Raw genomic sequence first — 16183 nt, forward strand, 5'->3', positions numbered from 1 at the left:
CCAGGCCAGCCATCCATGCCTGAAGGTCCTCGGCGGTCACCACGCTCGACATACGGTCAGACTAAGGCATCACAATATGTTGTTGTAGTACTAGGCCTGGTCCCGTTGCCGGGTCTAAGCCGAGCGCACAGAGACGGTCATCACCAGGCCCGAGGGCTGCGTCTGCCCGCTGCAGGTGGTCATCTCCAGCTACGGTCACCAGGGCCACCGCCGGACGCTGCCCGAGCGGGGCCGCCTGGCGCCTGACGTTAGCCGGCTGTAGCACCCGGCCACCGTGCGGCCGCAGCAGCGGGAGCGCCGGGCCGACCTCAGCTCACCCCTGGGGCAGAGGTCAGGTGCTCATCATCGAGAGGCGCAATCTATCTGCTGGAACGCAACAGATGGCGGCTGGTGGGGACATCCTTACCGACAGGCCGTATTAGGCATATGGCGTGGCTCCACTGCATCCCGTGATTCCAGGGGCCCTTCGCTGGCCGGCGGCTGAACGCGTGCGTAGGTGGCGTGCACAGCCGCCGGTCAGGCCGCCCCCACGACCAGGACGTCCACTGTCTGCATACCCTGCGACGCTGGGCGCGCCGTGCCCGCCGGGGCGACCGTTTGCACGGTACGCGCCCGATACCTCCACAGCACCGCCACGCCCAGGACCGTCTCAGACCCGGGTCCCGGCGCCGATACCGCCGACGATCAGGTCGGTCAGCGCCGTGACCGCGTCCGCGACGGTGACCCGCCCCCGGTTCAGCTCCGCGGCGATCGCCTCGGCCGCGCCGAGTGCGCCGGCGCAGCGCAGCCGGAGAGCTTCCGGCGTGAGGCCGGAGTAAGGCAGCAGCGCGGCGGCCATCAGGTTCGTGTAGTCGTCGAGCAGTTCGCGCTCGATCGCCTCCATCTCCGGGTTGCCCTTAAGCGCGGCGGAGACGGCATTCCACTCCGGCATGTCGGTGGCGCAGGCGAAGTAGGCGGCGCTCAGGACGCGGGCGATCTCGCCGGGCACGGCCGGGGCATCTCGCAGGGCCTCCTCCGACGCGGCCCGGTGTCGTTCGTCGAGCCGCTGGTAGAGCGCGATCAGCAGGCCGGGACGGGTGCCGAAGTGGTCGTAGACGATCGGCCTGCTCACTCCGGCCGCCTCCGCCAGGCTGAGCAGTGTGAGGCTGTCGGTGCCCTGGGCGCGCACGATCGTCAGTGCGGTGTCGAGCAGCTGCTCCCGCCTGGCTTGCTTGGACAGCCGGGCCGATCCCGTGGTCATCGTCCTCCCTTGCGTTGCCACCCAGCATAAGCTACAAAATGTAAGTTACAGAATGTAGGTTAGCGAGAGGACATCACCGTGGAGCACTCGGTACTGATCATGGGCGGCTCGGGGCAGGCGGGCGCGGGAACCGCCGCCGTCCTGCGCCGGTGGTATCCGGAACTACCACTGACGATCGCGGGCCGCGATCTCGGCCGCGCCCGCCGGGTCGCCGGCGAGCTCGGCGCCGCGACGGCCGTGACCATCGATTTGCAGCGGAGCGACCTCGGCCTCCGAGGCGCCGACGGCTACTCGGCCGTCGTCGCGGCGCTGTGGGACAGCCATCTGCACGGACTGCGTTACGCCCAGGACCGCGGGCTGCCGTACGTCAGCATCTCCAGCGGTCTGATCGACATCGGCCCCGAGGTCGTCGCGGGCGGTCAGCGGGCCGGCGCGGCGCCGATCCTGCTGGCCAGCCACTGGTATGCCGGGCTCGTCGTCCTCGCGGTGCTCGGCCTCGCCAGGGAGTTCGACCGGCTCGACACCATCGAGGTCGGTGGCGTACTGGACGAACAGGACAGCGGGGGGCCCGCGGCGATGACGGACATGGCACGCCTGCTGGCCGCCACCTCGGCGGGACACGTCCGCCGCGACGGCGTCTTCCGCTGGGTCAGCGGCGCCGACGCGCGGACGGAGGTCACCAGCGTCGACGGCACCGTCCTGCCCGCCCAGATCGTCCCCATCCTCGACGTGCCGAGCCTGGCTGTCGCGACGGGCGCGCCGAACGTCCGCTTCGCGTTCGCGATCGGCGAATCCGCGGGTCGGCGCCGCGGCGGACCCGCTTCCACTGAGATCAGGATCGACCTCGAAGGCGTGGATCGCGCGGGCGCGCCGCTCAGGACGAGCCGCTACCTCCTTCACCCGGAGGGGCAGCGCCCCCTGACGGCACTCGGCGTCGCCCTCGGCGTCGAACGGCTGCTCGGCCTGCGCGGGGACGCCGTGCCGCCCGGCATCCACACCCCCGAGGCGTTGATCGACCCCGCCTACGCGGCCGAGCGGATGACGGAGATCGGCGCCACCTTCGCCGACGCACGAGACGATCGCTGACTCCGCAGATCGAGATTCGCGGACGGCGCACCCATGAGATGATCTAGTTCATGATGGGTCTGTCAGGCACGGGTCGCCCTGCCGGGCCCCATCGGGGTGGATGAGGCCCACACCCGGCTGATCTTCGGCGATCAGCCGGCCAGCGCCTGCAGCGGACGTTCTCGCTGTTGCTTGGTCAGTCCGCCGACCCGGCGCTTCTCAACCACCCTCGACACGGCCATCAGCGCCGCGACCCGCGCCGACTCGTAACCGGGAACTGCTCGAAGGACCTGTGCCACCCGGGTCTTCTTCACCAACTCCTTGCCGCTACGGCCGAACACCTCCGCCACGCTGGTCGTACCGGACTTCACAGCGGCCAACAGCGCGCTACGCGCCGTGTGTTCGCGGACATTCAACTTGAGGACGAACGCGTCATTCAGGGTGAGGACGTGTAGGGGTCTCGGTAGTAATGGCGGCATATCCGTTGGAAATTTCTTCATTGCTACCGGAACCCCAGGGGGCGCGGCAGCGCTATGCCCGCTCAACGACCGTGGCGGGAGGTGGCAGGGCGCTGGAGCTGTTGCTCGGCTACTGCGGCGTCGACGTCGCTGCTCGAAGCGTGGATCCCCCGAGGGGGGACGCGGGTCTGGACATTGCAGGAGATGGAGCATCTTCGGGCCACGTGGATCGTGTCCGGCTTTACCGGCCGCAGAAGCTCGTGAACCGGCTCTGAACTGCGACGATTCATAGAATTCATGTCCACGACGGTCGGTCAACGTTCTTCGGGTGATCACGAGCACTGGTGACGGCGGTAGCTGTCAGCGGTGTGCAGTACGGTCCTGTCATGGCAGCCAAAATCGATCTGACCCTCGATTGCGCTAACGCACAACTCCTCGCCGATTTCTGGAAGACGGCACTGGGCTATATTGACGAGCCGCCGCCTGCTCCCTTCAAAACCCGCGAGGAGTGGCTCGCGCAGTTTGACCTGCCGGAGGACGAATCCGAGGACGACGGGGCGTGGCTCTGCGATCCCGACGGCGTCGGCCCCCGCCTCTCCATCCTCAAGGTCTCCGAACCGAAGACGGCGAAGAACCGGCTTCATATCGATGTTCGGGTGCCGGGACACGGCAGTGCCGGTGAGCGGTGGGCGCGGATCAAGGCGGAGTCTGAGCGGCTGGTGAAGGCGGGCGGGGCCGTCCTGCAGGAGTTCGACGGGCACCACGTTGTGATGGCCGACCCGGAGGGCAACGAGTTCTGCGTCGCCGTAGCCTCGGCCTGAGGCTGGCAGAGGCAGGGAGACTCCTCCAGCACGGGCGCACATGTCCCGAATCGCTCCGCAGCATACTGACCTCGATCGCTTTCTCGACCAGCATCACGAGATGATGAAGCGCTGTGATTTTGTTGGTGCGAACGGGCAGCGCTTGTAGGTGAGTTCTGGCAGCGGTTGAAGATCAACAGCGGACGAAATGTTGGTGAGAGATAACAGCGCCCGTTCCGCCGTGATCAAGCGGAAGCGGGCGCTGGGCGGTCTTTAGCCGATGCGATGGTGGGTAACAATGCGGGATCTAGCGCGGCCCTCGAAACCTCCCAGGGCCCCAGCCCAGGTCGGCGTGCCCATTACGCTGTACACGTGAACGCCGACGAAGTCCTCGCGATCTACAGCGACCTCGCCGCCGAGAATGTCCCTGTCTGGATCGATGGCGGGTGGTGTGTTGACGCACTTCTCGGCAAGCAGACCCGCGAACACGCTGACCTCGACATCGCCGTCGCCCGTGAGCACGCGCAGCGTCTCAAAGAGTTGTTCGCACGGTGGGGTTACGTGCTGCAGCCACGACAGGACGCGACTGACTGGAACTACGTCGTTGCGGCCGGCAGCGGCAGCACGGTTGATGTCCACGTGTTCGAGTTCGACGACCAGGGCAACAACACGTACGGGATCGAGTACCCCAAGGACTCCCTGACGGGCACGGGTGTCATCGCCGGGCAAGAGGTGCGGTGCATCGCTGCTGAATGGATGTTCAGGTTCAAGACGGCGTACACGCCCAAGGATAAAGATCTTGAGGACGTTCGTGCTCTCGGCGAAAGGTACGGGTTCGGGGTCCCTGCCACACATCGCCGCCCTGCGCCCCGGCTCTGAACCGCGCGCGTACGCTTCGGGTAGCCAACGCCCGTTCCACCGTGATCAAGCGAAAGCGGGCGCTGGGCGGTCTTCACTGGACAGAGCTGATGTTGTGTCTAGTCAGCCCGTCAGCCCGTCAGCGCTGAGATTCCATGATCGTTCTCAGTGCTAACGGCTGTCCGCAGGTTCCTCAACCCCGTACTGGGACCCCGCCTTTGAGGGCCCCGACGACCTGGCCAACGGGCTGTGCCTGTGCGCCATCCACCACAAGCTGTTCGACAAGGGCGTGCTGGGCCTGACAGCAGAGCGCACCATCACCGTCTCGGCCAGGTTCGTCGGCCGGTCGGCCTCGGCACGGGACATGGTGCTGTCTCTGGCCGGACGGCCCGCCCGCGACCCGCAGCCGGGCATGGACGCCGTGGAGCCCGGCCACATCGACTGGCACGGCCGCCAGGTCTTCCGCGCGCCCGCCCGGAGCGCCTGAGCATCGGGCGCGTCGGCAGGAGCCTGGTCGGCTTCACGGTTCACACCGTCGAGGAGCCCGGCACGTCGGCGGAGAACCGGCTCGACCGGATGCGGTACCGCCCCGGACCGATCACCGTGACCGGCCGGATCTCCCTCCACGGCCGCGACCTGCGGAGCTCGCACGGCCGCAACCCGCGGAGCTCGCCGGCCGCGGTCGGGGTCAGCCGCCGGGATACTTCTCCAGCCACGCGTCCGTGACCCGGTGCCCCTCGGCGGACCGGGCCACGAAGTCGTCGGCGAGTCCGGCGATGGTCTCGCGGCCTTCCAGGTGGGCGAGCCAGTCGGCGGGGAGGGCGGTTTCGCCGTGGAGGGCTCCCAGGAGGTTGCCGCAGACGGCTCCGGTGGAGTCGCTGTCGCCGGAGTGGTTGACCGCGAGCAGCAGCGCCTGCCGGAGGTCGGCGGGCCCGGGGTGCACCAGGGCGCAGTAGACCGCGATGGCGAGGGCCTCCTCGGCGACCCAGGCTCCGCCGAGCGACTCGACCTTCTCCGGGCTCGGGTCGCCCTCCGCCGCGAGGGCCACCGCGGCGCGCAGCGCCCGGCTGGTCTCCTCGTGGCCGGGGTAGGTCTCCAGCAGGTCCGTCGCCTTCCGTACGGCCCGCGGGAGGGGCTCGCCCTCCATCAGGAAGTGGACGGCGGCGGCGAAGGCGCCGGCGGCGAGGTAGCCGGTGGGGTGGCCGTGGGTGATCTGGGCGCACCGGGCCGCCAGCTCGAAGGCGTGCCGGGCGCCGCGCGGACGGAGCCCGAAGGGAGCCGAGCGCATGACCGTCCCGCAGCCCTTGGAACCGGAGTTGACCGGTCCCGGCTCGCCGAGGGGCGCGGGGACGGCGGCCCGGCCGTGCCGCAGGCCGGACAGGCAGGCGTTGCCCGGGGCCCGCCGGGAGTAGAGCCACCTCTGCTCGCGCAGCCGGCCGGTGCGGAACCCGCCGTCCCTCGGGGAAGCGCCGTTCACCGGGGAGACGCCATCCGTCGGGGAAACGTCGTCCGCCGGGGGAGGGGAGGGGTGCTGCTGGGTGTCCAGCCAGCGCAGGTAGGCCCGCCGGACGGCGGCGACCTCCTCCCGGATGGACGGCTCTTCCATGGTGGTCCCGTCTCCGTGGGCCGGTCTGCCTGCGGCGGTCCCGCCTCCGCGGGCCGGCTCTTCCACGGTGGTCTCGTCTCCGTGGGCCGGTGCGCCTGCGGCGGTCCCGCCTCCGCGGATCAGCCCCTCCACGGTGAACAGCGTCATCTGCGTGTCGTCGGTGATCAGGCCGATCCTGCCGCGCCAGTCGGCGACGGGCCCGGTCAGGCCCGCGGCGCCGTACTGCCTGCGGATCCGCTGGATCGACTCGAATTCGACCGGGGCTCCCAGCGCGTCGCCGAGGGCGCCGCCCAGCAGGCAGCCCCGCACCCGGCCGCGGTAATCCGGCAGGTCATCGCTGGAACGGTGCACGGTCGCAGTCCTCCGGCTCCCGCCGGGGACGGGCGGGGCGTCTGTCGTCGGTCAGGGGATAACAGGTTGAAAGTGATCGGAGTAAATCGGCGTATGTGCGGAACTCTACGGCCGGAGTGGTGTTCACGGTGTTGGACTGGCCGACCTGTGAACGGCTGAACCCGCGGCGCTCTGTGAACGGCTGAGTCCAGACGGACCGGTGAACCGTTGAAGTCGCCGCAGCCCGCACATTCCACGCCGGGCGCCGTATCAGGCGTGCCGCGGGCCGTACTCCGGATGAGTCCGAGGAGCTGAGATGTCCTATCCACCACCCCGCTACTCCGGCGACAAGGGCGAGGTCAACGCGGTGTTCAGGCCCGCCGGTACCCCGCCCGACCTGGTGTCCGAGCGCATCGTGACGGCCGGACCGGCCGTGAGCGCGGGTACGGCGACCCACTACCTGGCCACCACCGCGTCCACGGGCGGCGAGTTCGGCCTCTACCGGGTGGACATGGGGCCGGAGCCGGGCGGGCCGAGCACCCACTTCCACAGGACGATCTCCGAGTCGTTCTTCATCCTGTCCGGGACGGTGCGGCTGTTCGACGGCGAGCGCTGGACCGACGCGACCGCCGGGGACTTCCTCTACGTCCCGGTGGGCGGGCTGCACGCCTTCCGCAACGAGTCGGGCGAGCCGGCGTCGATGCTGATGCTGTTCGCGCCGGGCGCGCCGCGCGAGGGGTATTTCGAGGGGCTCGCCGGGCTGGCGCAGCTCGGCGAGGAGGAGCGGGCCGAGTTCTTCGTCCGGCACGACAGCTACTGGGTCTGAGGGACGGGGACGGCGCGACCCCGGTCATGAGCGCGCCGGACGAGGCCAGGCGGCCGGCCGGGCGGGCGCTGTCGGAGGCGGCGACGGGCCGGATGGCTTATGCGACAGGGAATGGTGGCATTCCCTGTCGCATCTCCGGATCGACGTATGGGTGAGAACCGAACAAGACGGACCCGAGAAAGGCACCGGCCACCATGACCGCCATCCAGATCCCCGCCGCCACCCCCACCACCGCGTCGGCCGCCTCGGCCGCCACCGGTTCCCTGCTCACCTGCGCGGCCGTCGCGGCCCCCCTGTGGACCATCGTCTCCCTGGCCCAGGCCGCCACCCGCGAGGGCTTCGACCTGACCCGCCACCCCCTGAGCGCGCTGAGCAACGGCTCCCTCGGCTGGCTGCAGATCACCAACTTCATCCTCGCCGGCATCCTCACCGTCGTCGGAGCCGGCGGTTTGCGCCGCGCCCTGCCCGCCACCTCCGCACGCACCTGGGCACCCCGGCTGATCCGGATCAACGGCATCGGCATGATCGCCTCGGGAATCCTCGTCATGGACCCCGCCGACGGCTTCCCCACCGGCACCCCCTACGGCATGCCCACCGCACTCACCTGGCACAGCTACGGCCACATGGCCGCCGGCTCCATCGCCTTCGCCGCACTCATCGCCGCCTGCTACATCCTGGGCCGCCACTTCAACCGCACCGGCGACCGCGGCCACGCCATCGCCTCCCACCTCGCCGGCACCGCTCTCCTCCTCGGCAACGGCTGGGCCATGACCGGCGGCAAGGCCGGCTCCCTGACCCTGGCCGTCGGCGCCATCACCGCCATGCTCTGGATCTCCACCGTCGCCGCCCGCTACCGCCGCAGCCTTTGAATCCCCTGCCGGAGAGCCCGCGGCAGCCTCTGGATCCCCTCGCCGGACAGCCCGCCGCAGGCACCGCCGGCACCGGCCGCACCAGCCCCTGAATCCCGCATCACCAGGAAGGACACCGACATGGCCAAGTTCGCCACCGTGCAGGACTACCTCGCCTCCCTCCCCGAGGCCCAGCGCCAGATCACCGACAAGCTCCTGCCGCTCATCGAGGCGGCACTGCCGGGGGCCGGCGCGGTCTGGCAGGGGCACCCGGTGTGGAGCCTCGGCTCGGCCCCGGGAAAGTCCCCGGTCTGCTACGTCAAGGCGTACTCCGCCTACGTGACCTTCGGGTTCTGGCGAGGCCAGGAGATCGCCGACCCGTCCGGCCGCCTCGAATCCAACGCGCGAGCGATGGCCGGTGTGAAGCTCCGCACCCCGGCCGACATCGACTCCGACCTGTTCACCGCCTGGCTCCACGAGGCGCGCGACCTGGAGGCGCCGACCGGCGACTGACTCGGAGACCGACTCGGAGACTGACCCGGAGACGACCAGCGACCGCCCGGAGACGGGGTGGCGGCGGAAGAGCGCCGGATGAACGGGAGGACCGTTCATCCGGCGCTCTTCCGCGTCCGGGTTCAGGCGGTGGACACGGGCGGGCGACGGCCGGGGACGGTGTCAACATGCGGGCCGGGACTTGACTTGGATTAAACCTACCTGAAATATAGGAAATGTGCCGCATGTCCCCCTGACCCTCCGGCGGGTCGTCGACTTCATGCGCCTGGACAGCAGCCTCTGTCCGTGAGGGCGCTCCGTCTCCCGCGCCGAGCCTCCGCCTCCACCGTTCCCGCGTGCTCCGCACGCGTCCCGCACCTCCTCAGCGCGTGCTCCGCAGGTCTCCTGCCTGCTCTCCGCACGTTTCACCTCGCACGCCCGCAGCACGTCAGCACCGTCCCGGGCATGCGCGTCCTCACTCTCGGATCTTTAAGGGGCCAATCATCATGTGGACATCTCGTCGACGGACGCGCGCCGCCGTCGTGGCCGCGGCGCTCTCGCTCACAGCCCTCACCGCGGCCTGCGGGGGCGCCGACACCGGCAGGACGACGGCGGTGGCCGCCGCGGGAGGCAAGGCGGGCGGGGCCGTACTGAAGATCAAGGATCCGGGGAACGCGGGGCCGCTGGCGGTGGCGAAGAAGGAGGGGATCCTCGAAAAGCGGCTGGCCGAGGTGGGGGCCACGGTGGAGTGGGGTGGATCGTACGCCTCGTTCACGGCGACGATCGACGCGGTCCGCTCGGGGTCGGTGAACGTGCTGGAGGGGGCCATCTCGCCGGTCCTCGGCTACCTCGCCAACAGCAAGGACATCAAGATCTTCTCCTTCACCGACCCGGTGACCGACCCGGCCGCGCCGCAGACCGACGGGCTCGTCGTCAGGCCCGACAGCCCGGTCCGGAGCGTCAAGGACCTGGTCGGCAAGCAGGTCGCCGTCAACAAGGGCGGGCGCGGGGAGTATCTGCTGCTGCTGGCCCTCCAGGAGGCGGGGATCCCCGCAGACCAGGTCAAGCGGGTATACCTCAACCCCGACCAGGGCGCCTCGGCCTTCGCCACCGGCAAGGTGGACGCCTGGTGGGCCATCGTGCGGGCCTACCCCGAGGCGGTGGCCAAGGGGGCGCGGGTCATCGTGCACGGCCGGGACCTCAAGGACCAGGACCTGAACATGCAGGCCGCCCGGACCGAGCTGCTCCAGCGGCACCCCGAGGCGGTGCGCGTCTACCTCAAGGTCCTCCAGGAGCTCACCGCCGAGGCCAAGCAGAACCCGGAGAGGTTCCAGAACGTCTTCCTCACCCAGGGGCCGACCGCCGTCTCCGGACCCCGGCTGGCCGAGGAGGTCGCCAAGGCCAGGTACGCCAACGTGCCGCGGCCGGCCACCGCCGCCGACGGCGCGTTCGTGACCGACGTGGCCGGGATCTTCCAGAAGTACGGCGTGCTGCCCACCGCGGTGAACCCCGGCGACGTCATCTTCACCCTGAAGCCGGCGGCATGACCCTCGAAAAGGTCCCCCGGCCGGCCCCCGCACCCCTGACGGGAGAAGCCCCCGCCCCGGAGGCTCCCGTGCGGGCAGGGGCTCCCGCCGGGCGGCGGGCCGTCGTGGAGCGGGGGCGGCAGGCGCCGTCGGCGCTCGAAACGCCCCGCTACCTGGGGGCGCGCCGCCGCCACCCCGGTGTCTCCGTCGCCATCAGGGCCGCGGTCCCGCTGCTGCTGGTCGCCGCCTGGTGGTACGGCACGGACAGCGGGGCCATCCCGCCGGTCGTCCTCGCCGGACCCGGCGCCGTCCTGGGCGCGCTGGGCGAGCTGGTCGCCACCGGCCAGCTCGGCGACTACCTGCTGGCCTCGGCGCGGCGGGCCGGGCTGGGCGTCCTGGCCGGCGGCGGCCTCGGCCTGCTGCTCGGCGTGGTCGCGGGCCTGTCGGTGCTGGGCGAGGAGCTGGTCGACCCGGTCATGCAGATGAAGCGGGCGGTGCCGTTCCTCGCCCTGGTCCCGCTGTTCATCTCCTGGTTCGGCGTGGAGGAGACGTTCAAAGTGGTGCTGATCGCGGTCGCCGCGGCCGGTCCGATGTACGCCTACTCCTATCTGGGCGTCCGCGGCGTGGACCGCAAGGTTCTCGAGGCCGCCCGGGGATTCGGGCTCACCGGTCCCCGACTGGCCCTCGGGGTGATCATCCCGACCGCGCTGCCGAACATCCTCATGGCCCTGCGCATCTGCCTGTCGGTCTCGCTGACCGGCCTGATCGCGGCCGAGCAGATCGGCGCCACCGAGGGCATCGGCTATCTCGTCACCCTCGCCCAGCAGTACTACCGCAGCGACTACATGGTCCTGTGCATCGTGATCTACGCGGTGCTCGGTCTGGCGATCGACCTGGCCATCCGGGGCGTCGAACGGCTGGCCATGCCGTGGCGCGGGCAGGTGGCGGCCCGATGAGCGCCTCCACGGCCACCGGCGCCGCCGTCGGGATCAAGGGACTGCGCAAGGCGTTCGGCGTCAAGACCGTCCTGGCCGGGATCGACCTGGAGATCGGGCGCGGGGAGTTCTTCGCCCTGCTGGGGCCGAGCGGCACCGGCAAGACCACGCTGCTGAGGATCCTCGCCGGGCTCGAACTGCCCGACGCGGGGACCGTCCTGGCCCCGCGCCGCCGTACGACCGTCTACCAGGAGCCACGCCTGGTCCAGGCCCGCAGGGTGCTGGCCAACGTCACCCTCGGGCTGCCCCGCTCGGCCCGCGAGGCGGGTCTCGCCGCGCTGGCCGAGGTCGGTCTCGACGGGTACGGCGGGGCGTGGCCGGCCACGCTGTCCGGCGGGGAGGCCCAGCGGGTCGCCCTGGCCAGGGCGCTCGTCCGGGATCCGGAGCTGCTGCTGCTCGACGAGCCGTTCGCCGCGCTCGACGCGCTGACCCGGCTGCAGATGCAGGAGCTGGTCGCCGAGCTGTGCGAGCGGCACCGGCCGGCCGTCGTGCTCGTCACGCACGACGTGGACGAGGCCGTACGGCTGGCCGACCGGGTCGTGGTGCTGCGGGAGGGCTCCTTCGCGGTGGAGCAGCCGATCGACCTGCCGCACCCCCGTGACCGCAACGACCCCGATTTCATCGCGCACCGGCGCCTCTTCCTGTCCCACCTCGGCGTCACCGGCGCCCCGCACTGAAGCGCTCGCGAGCGCTTCCGAAGCACGGAGGAATCACATGTCAACGATCGAGAAGATCTGGTTCACCCGCTGCCCGGTGCCCACCGCCAGCGGCCTGGCCTACAACCTGGGCTGGCTCCACGAGGAGTTCGGCGAGGTCGGGGTCCTGCAGGACGCCGGGCCGGAGCTGGCCGAGCACCACTTCGACCACCGTCTCCTGGGGCTGTTCCGCGAGGGCGGGAACGTTCCCGCGCTGGCCGCGCGCTCGGAGGGGGCGAGGACCCGGCTGATCGGGCTGACCTGGATCGAGGAGTGGCAGTCCATCCTGGTCCGCCCGGACTCCGGCATCACCGGCGCGCGGGGCCTGCGCGGCGCGCGGATCGCGCTGCCGCGCTGGGCGGGGACGCGGGCGCGGAGCTTCCCCCGGGCGATGGCCCTGCACGGGATCAAGGGGGCGCTGTCGACGGCCGGGCTCACCTTCGACGACGTGACGTTCGTCGAGGTGGACCAGCCGGAGTCCGAGGTCGGGCGGGACGGGGCCGGCCGGGCCTGGTCCTGGCCGGGGATCAGGGAGCTGGCCGGCGGCGAGGTCGACGCGGTCTACGTGAAGGGGGCGCGCTCGGCCGAGCAGGCCAGGGAGGTGGACGCCGTGGTCGCGGTGGACCTGGACGCGCACCCGGACCTCCGTACCCGGGTCAACAACGGCACCCCGCGGCCGATCACCGTGCACGAGGACCTGCTGGCCGACCACCCGGACCTGGTGGTGAACTTCCTGACCCAGACCCTGCGCGCCGCAGACTGGGCGGGGGGCAACCTGGAGGCGGTGCGGGGCTTCCTGGAGGCCGAGACCCGCTCCGGAGCCCGGGGCGTGGCCACCGCCTACCGGGGTGACTTCCACAAGAGCCTGCACCCGGACCTGTCGCCGGAGCGGCTGGGCCTGCTGAAGGTCCAGAAGGACTTCCTCCTGCTCCACGGCTTCCTCGCGGCCGATGTGGACATCGACTCCTGGGTGGCGCACGAGCCGCTGGCCGCCGCCCGGGAGCGGCTGGCCTGGCAGTCCGGCGAGCTGCCGGACGGGCTGTCGGTGCCGTCCCAGGGCGGGGGCGGCCGCGGGCCCGGCGCGGCCCCCGAACTCGACGGGGCGGCGCTCTGATGGCCAGGTTCCTGATCACGCTGCCCAGCCGGGAGCACGGCGGGCGCGGCGCGCGGCCGGACTTCCCGGGCCCCGTCACCGACCTGCGGCGCGCCTACGGCCCGTTCGACCACCTGGCCCAGGTGGGCAGGGCCGCGGAGATCGCGGCCTTCCACGGGGCCCTGGCCCCCTTCGACCCCGCGGGGGAGGAGTCCCTGGTCGTGGCGGCGGGGGTGCTCCGGCAGAGCCGCTGGCTCCGGGCGGTCGCCGAGTTCCACCCCGGCATCGCCACCCCCGTCTACGCGGCCAAGGTCTCGGCCTCCCTGCAGCGCTTCTCCGCCGACCGCCTCGACTGGAAGCTCGCCGTCGACCTCGACCGGGGCACGGCCCGCGCGCAGGGCGACTTCCTGGAGGGACCGGACCGCTACGCGCGGGCCGAGGAGTTCCTCACCGTGGCCAAGGGCGTCTGGTCCGAGGAGGGCTACACCTACGAGGGGCGCTTCTACCAGGTGCTCGCGGGCGGGTTCCAGCCGCCGCTCGCCGGACGGCTCTTCCCCAGGATCCACCTGTCGGGCACCTCGAAGGAGGCCCTCGAACTGTCCGCCCGCCACGCCGACGTGCACGTCTTCGACCCGGAGGACGACATCGAGGCCGCCGGGCTGCCCGGGGTCGCCTACGGCCTGCGGATCCCGGTCCTCGCCAGGGACGACGACGACGAGGCGTGGGAGGCGGCCCGCCGCCTGTGGCGGCGCGACGGCGGGACGGTGGCCACCCTGCCGGACCCCGACCCGCGGACCCGGCTGTGGCGGGGTTTCGCGCCGTCGCGGCCCGCCCGGGAGGCCGGGCCCGCCGGGCCGTCCGGGGCGTCCGGGCCGTCCGAGGCGGAGGCGGCCGGTTCCCTCGGGACGGCGCTCCTCGGCCCCTTCACCACGGGGGCCACCCGGTACACGCCGGCGGAGACCGCCGGGCTCCCGGGGACCGGCGGTCCCTTCCGGAGCGGGCTGGTGGGGTCGTTCGAGACCGTCGCCGCGGGGATCCGGGACTACATCGACCGGGGTGTCGGCGTCTTCTTCCTGGAGGCCGCGCCGTACATCGAGGAGACCTACCGCCTGGGCGAGCGGCTGCTGCCGCTGCTGGCGAAGGAGAGCGCTCATGTCCGTTGACATCTACTGGCGCATCGGGACGCACGGCGACCAGCCGTCGCTCCGCAGACGGGTCGCCAGCCGGGGGGAGTGGGCGCGGGTGGTGCCGGGCAGTCTGGCCCCCGGCGTCCGCGACGGGCAGCGGGACGGCTACAGCTACGTTGAGCACATGGGCGACGTCGCCCGCGCCTCGGAGCTGTCGGGGTTCGTCGGCGGGCTGCTGCCGTCCTTCCCCAACACCGACGATCCCTGGGCGGCGGCGGCGACCCTGGCCAGGGAGACGACGACCTACCGGTTCATGATCGCCTTCCAGCCCGGGTTCCTCCACCCGGTGCAGGCCGCGCGCATGTCGGCCAGCCTGCAGCGGGCCACCGGCGGCCGGGTCGTCTACAACGTCATCTCCGGCGGCGGCGGGCCCGACCAGCTCTGGTGGGGCGACAAGGTCGGCCACGACGACCGCTACGCGCGGACCTCGGAGTTCCTCGACGTGCTCAGGGGCGTCTGGGACGGCGGACCGTTCGACTTCGACGGGCGCTTCTACCGGGTCGAGGGGGCGGGGCTGCCGGAGGGGCTCGCCGGGCAGCCCTTCCCGGAGATCTACTTCTCCGGCTCGTCCAGGGCGGCCATCGACGCGGCCGGGCGGCACGCGGACTACTACCTGTCCTGGCTGGAGCCGTTCCAGCCGCTGGCCGAGAAGTTCGACCAGGTCAGGGCCAACAGCGACCGCACGCCCAAGTTCGCCGTCCGCGTCGACGTGCTCGCCCGGGAGACCGAGGAGGAGGCCTGGGACGAGATCCGCCGGGGCTGGGACAACATCGACCCCACCGTGCTCCGCGGCGCCACCGGCGACTCCATCGGCTGGCAGCGCAGCCAGTCGTTCGTCACCGGGACCATCGGCGGCCCCCGCGACCTGGAGGTCACCCCCAACGTGTGGGGCGGCTTCCACCTGCTGCGCGGCGGGCCGGCGTTCGGCCTGGTCGGCAGCTACGAGCAGGTCGCCGAACGGCTGGACGAGCTGATCGGCCTCGGCGTCGGCGCCTTCATTCTCGCGGGCGTGCCGCACCTGGAAGAGGCCTACCGGGTCGGCGAGAACGTGCTCCCGCTGCTGCGCGGCCACGACCTCCGTATCGGATCACCACTACTGGAAGGGACCCCCTCATGAGCGTCCGAGTTGGATATTTCCCCCACAACAACTCCCTGTGGGTGCTGCGCCACCGCGGCATCCTGGAGCGCGCCATCCCCGACGTGGAGTGGGTGGACCTGCGCTCCCTCCCGGACGGCGACAGGCCCGCGCCGACCGACGGGCTGCCCTCGGTCCACGGCGACCACCTGTTCGACGGCGGCTACGACTTCATCGGCACCGGCTCCACCCCGCCGGTCACCGCCCAGGGCAAGGGGCACGACATCGTCTACGTCGCGGTCTCCGGCTCCCGGCACGAGAACGGCAGGCTGGTGGTGCCGGAGGACTCGCCGATCACCTCCCTTGAGGACCTGAAGGGCAGGAGGGTCGCGCTCGGGCACGGCTCCTGGCAGACCACGCTGCTGCTGTTCGCCCTCGACAGGGCCGGTCTGAGCTGGAAGGACATCGTGCCCGTCGACGCCGGTACCGACGCGGGGGCGCTGCTGCTCAACGGTGAGGTGGACGCGTGGGTCGGCTCCTACCCCTCGCTCAGCAAGGTCGAGGCGCAGGCGCCGGTCCGCGAGCTGGTCGCCACCGACGGGCTGTTCAGCCACCGCTCGCTCTGGTTCACCCGGCGTGACTTCGCCGAGGGACGGCCCGCGGAGCTCGCCGCGATCGTCGCCGCCCTCCAGGAGTCCGACGCCTGGGTCCAGGAGAACTACCGCGAGGCGGCCGAGCTGTTCGCGGCCGACGACGGCGGCGACGTCGACCACTGGGAGAACGCCCTGCGCAAGCGGCCCTTCGGGCTCAACCCGGTCACCGAGGAGTTCGTCGCCGAGCAGCAGCGCGCCGCCGACCTCTTCCACGCCAACGGCCTCATCGACCGCGAGGTCACCGTCGCCGACGCCGTCGACCCGGAGCTCGCCAAGCTGATCAAGTGACGGGCTCCGCCCCGGGCCGGTGGACCCGGACCGACACGTCGGCCGGTCAGCGGCACCTGGACCCGTTCGTGCACGGGCCGGTAGCGGAAGGAGGGCATCGCGCCGACGCGCACGCGTCCCTGGTGGAGGCCGTACGGCGGGGCGACGC

The 16183-nt window shown here is 71.5% G+C and carries 16 protein-coding genes and 1 pseudogene; 14 read left to right on the plus strand and 3 right to left on the minus strand.

What is annotated here, in order from left to right:
- Positions 1 to 649: 649 nt before the first annotated feature.
- A complete protein-coding gene (locus ACZ6R6_RS37405) occupies positions 650 to 1240 on the minus strand; it encodes a TetR/AcrR family transcriptional regulator (protein WP_470101552.1) in 591 nt (196 codons plus the stop codon).
- Positions 1241 to 1318: 78 nt separating this feature from the next.
- Here ACZ6R6_RS37405 and ACZ6R6_RS37410 point away from each other — a divergent pair, with 78 nt between their 5' ends.
- Positions 1319 to 2326: a hypothetical protein gene (locus ACZ6R6_RS37410; protein WP_470101554.1), complete on the plus strand. Its 1008-nt coding sequence runs from the start codon at positions 1319 to 1321 to the stop codon at positions 2324 to 2326.
- A 131-nt stretch (positions 2327 to 2457) separates the two neighbouring features.
- Here the strand turns inward: ACZ6R6_RS37410 and ACZ6R6_RS37415 are convergent, their stop codons facing one another.
- Entirely contained in the window at positions 2458 to 2676 is a 219-nt protein-coding gene (locus ACZ6R6_RS37415; protein WP_470101556.1) for a hypothetical protein, read from the minus strand.
- 473 nt (positions 2677 to 3149) lie between these two features.
- Here ACZ6R6_RS37415 and ACZ6R6_RS37420 point away from each other — a divergent pair, with 473 nt between their 5' ends.
- The 3 genes and pseudogenes from ACZ6R6_RS37420 to ACZ6R6_RS37430 form a co-directional block, all read left to right on the plus strand.
- Positions 3150 to 3584, plus strand: coding sequence for a VOC family protein (locus ACZ6R6_RS37420; RefSeq protein ID WP_470101558.1), 435 nt, complete (start codon positions 3150 to 3152; stop codon positions 3582 to 3584).
- A 351-nt stretch (positions 3585 to 3935) separates the two neighbouring features.
- Complete coding sequence (locus ACZ6R6_RS37425) at positions 3936 to 4442, plus strand: nucleotidyltransferase domain-containing protein (protein WP_470101560.1); 507 nt, start codon at positions 3936 to 3938, stop codon at positions 4440 to 4442.
- Positions 4443 to 4635: 193 nt separating this feature from the next.
- Positions 4636 to 4908: pseudogene (locus ACZ6R6_RS37430) on the plus strand (HNH endonuclease); the annotation flags it as partial.
- Positions 4909 to 5109: 201 nt separating this feature from the next.
- On the opposite strand, the gene ACZ6R6_RS37435 reads toward ACZ6R6_RS37430, so the two are convergent.
- The gene (locus ACZ6R6_RS37435; RefSeq protein WP_470101562.1) at positions 5110 to 6378 is read right to left on the minus strand and encodes an ADP-ribosylglycohydrolase family protein; all 1269 of its coding nucleotides are present in this window, start codon (positions 6376 to 6378) and stop codon (positions 5110 to 5112) included.
- 295 nt (positions 6379 to 6673) lie between these two features.
- On the opposite strand from ACZ6R6_RS37435, the gene ACZ6R6_RS37440 reads away from it, so the two are divergent.
- The 10 genes from ACZ6R6_RS37440 (at position 6674) to ACZ6R6_RS37485 (ending at position 16035) form a co-directional block, all read left to right on the plus strand.
- On the plus strand, positions 6674 to 7183 hold the full coding sequence (locus ACZ6R6_RS37440) for a cupin domain-containing protein (protein WP_470101564.1): 510 nt from the start codon (positions 6674 to 6676) through the stop codon (positions 7181 to 7183).
- Between the two features lie 194 nt (positions 7184 to 7377).
- A complete protein-coding gene (locus ACZ6R6_RS37445) occupies positions 7378 to 8052 on the plus strand; it encodes a DUF998 domain-containing protein (RefSeq protein ID WP_470101566.1) in 675 nt (224 codons plus the stop codon).
- Positions 8053 to 8172: 120 nt separating this feature from the next.
- Positions 8173 to 8544 (plus strand): DUF1801 domain-containing protein, encoded by a 372-nt coding sequence (locus tag ACZ6R6_RS37450; RefSeq protein WP_470101568.1) that lies wholly within the window; start codon positions 8173 to 8175, stop codon positions 8542 to 8544.
- Between the two features lie 485 nt (positions 8545 to 9029).
- On the plus strand, positions 9030 to 10070 hold the full coding sequence (locus tag ACZ6R6_RS37455; protein ID WP_470101570.1) for an ABC transporter substrate-binding protein: 1041 nt from the start codon (positions 9030 to 9032) through the stop codon (positions 10068 to 10070).
- A gap of 68 nt (positions 10071 to 10138) precedes the next feature.
- The gene (locus tag ACZ6R6_RS37460; protein WP_470101572.1) at positions 10139 to 11005 is read left to right on the plus strand and encodes an ABC transporter permease; all 867 of its coding nucleotides are present in this window, start codon (positions 10139 to 10141) and stop codon (positions 11003 to 11005) included.
- Positions 11002 to 11721, plus strand: a complete 720-nt coding sequence (locus tag ACZ6R6_RS37465) for an ABC transporter ATP-binding protein (RefSeq protein ID WP_470101574.1) — start codon at positions 11002 to 11004, stop codon at positions 11719 to 11721. Before ACZ6R6_RS37460 ends, ACZ6R6_RS37465 begins: the two co-directional genes overlap by 4 nt.
- 37 nt (positions 11722 to 11758) lie before the next feature.
- On the plus strand, positions 11759 to 12853 hold the full coding sequence (locus tag ACZ6R6_RS37470; RefSeq protein ID WP_470101576.1) for an ABC transporter substrate-binding protein: 1095 nt from the start codon (positions 11759 to 11761) through the stop codon (positions 12851 to 12853).
- Positions 12853 to 13995, plus strand: a complete 1143-nt coding sequence (locus ACZ6R6_RS37475) for an LLM class flavin-dependent oxidoreductase (protein ID WP_470101578.1) — start codon at positions 12853 to 12855, stop codon at positions 13993 to 13995. The genes ACZ6R6_RS37470 and ACZ6R6_RS37475 overlap by 1 nt, the downstream gene beginning before the upstream one ends.
- A complete protein-coding gene (locus ACZ6R6_RS37480; protein WP_470101580.1) occupies positions 13985 to 15136 on the plus strand; it encodes an LLM class flavin-dependent oxidoreductase in 1152 nt (383 codons plus the stop codon). Before ACZ6R6_RS37475 ends, ACZ6R6_RS37480 begins: the two co-directional genes overlap by 11 nt.
- Positions 15133 to 16035, plus strand: coding sequence for an ABC transporter substrate-binding protein (locus ACZ6R6_RS37485; protein WP_470101582.1), 903 nt, complete (start codon positions 15133 to 15135; stop codon positions 16033 to 16035). Before ACZ6R6_RS37480 ends, ACZ6R6_RS37485 begins: the two co-directional genes overlap by 4 nt.
- The last annotated feature ends 148 nt before the right edge of the window (positions 16036 to 16183 follow it).

The sequence above is a fragment of the Streptosporangium sp. NPDC048886 genome, from assembly GCF_055586905.1.

Coding starts and splice junctions, on each gene's coding strand:
- ACZ6R6_RS37440 (WP_470101564.1), top strand. CDS start 6,674: ATGTCCTATCCACCACCCCGCTACTCCGGCGACAAGGGCGAGGTCAAC.
- ACZ6R6_RS37405 (WP_470101552.1), bottom strand. CDS start 1,240: ATGACCACGGGATCGGCCCGGCTGTCCAAGCAAGCCAGGCGGGAGCAG.
- ACZ6R6_RS37485 (WP_470101582.1), top strand. CDS start 15,133: ATGAGCGTCCGAGTTGGATATTTCCCCCACAACAACTCCCTGTGGGTG.
- ACZ6R6_RS37465 (WP_470101574.1), top strand. CDS start 11,002: ATGAGCGCCTCCACGGCCACCGGCGCCGCCGTCGGGATCAAGGGACTG.
- ACZ6R6_RS37455 (WP_470101570.1), top strand. CDS start 9,030: ATGTGGACATCTCGTCGACGGACGCGCGCCGCCGTCGTGGCCGCGGCG.
- ACZ6R6_RS37445 (WP_470101566.1), top strand. CDS start 7,378: ATGACCGCCATCCAGATCCCCGCCGCCACCCCCACCACCGCGTCGGCC.
- ACZ6R6_RS37470 (WP_470101576.1), top strand. CDS start 11,759: ATGTCAACGATCGAGAAGATCTGGTTCACCCGCTGCCCGGTGCCCACC.
- ACZ6R6_RS37480 (WP_470101580.1), top strand. CDS start 13,985: ATGTCCGTTGACATCTACTGGCGCATCGGGACGCACGGCGACCAGCCG.
- ACZ6R6_RS37450 (WP_470101568.1), top strand. CDS start 8,173: ATGGCCAAGTTCGCCACCGTGCAGGACTACCTCGCCTCCCTCCCCGAG.
- ACZ6R6_RS37475 (WP_470101578.1), top strand. CDS start 12,853: ATGGCCAGGTTCCTGATCACGCTGCCCAGCCGGGAGCACGGCGGGCGC.
- ACZ6R6_RS37420 (WP_470101558.1), top strand. CDS start 3,150: ATGGCAGCCAAAATCGATCTGACCCTCGATTGCGCTAACGCACAACTC.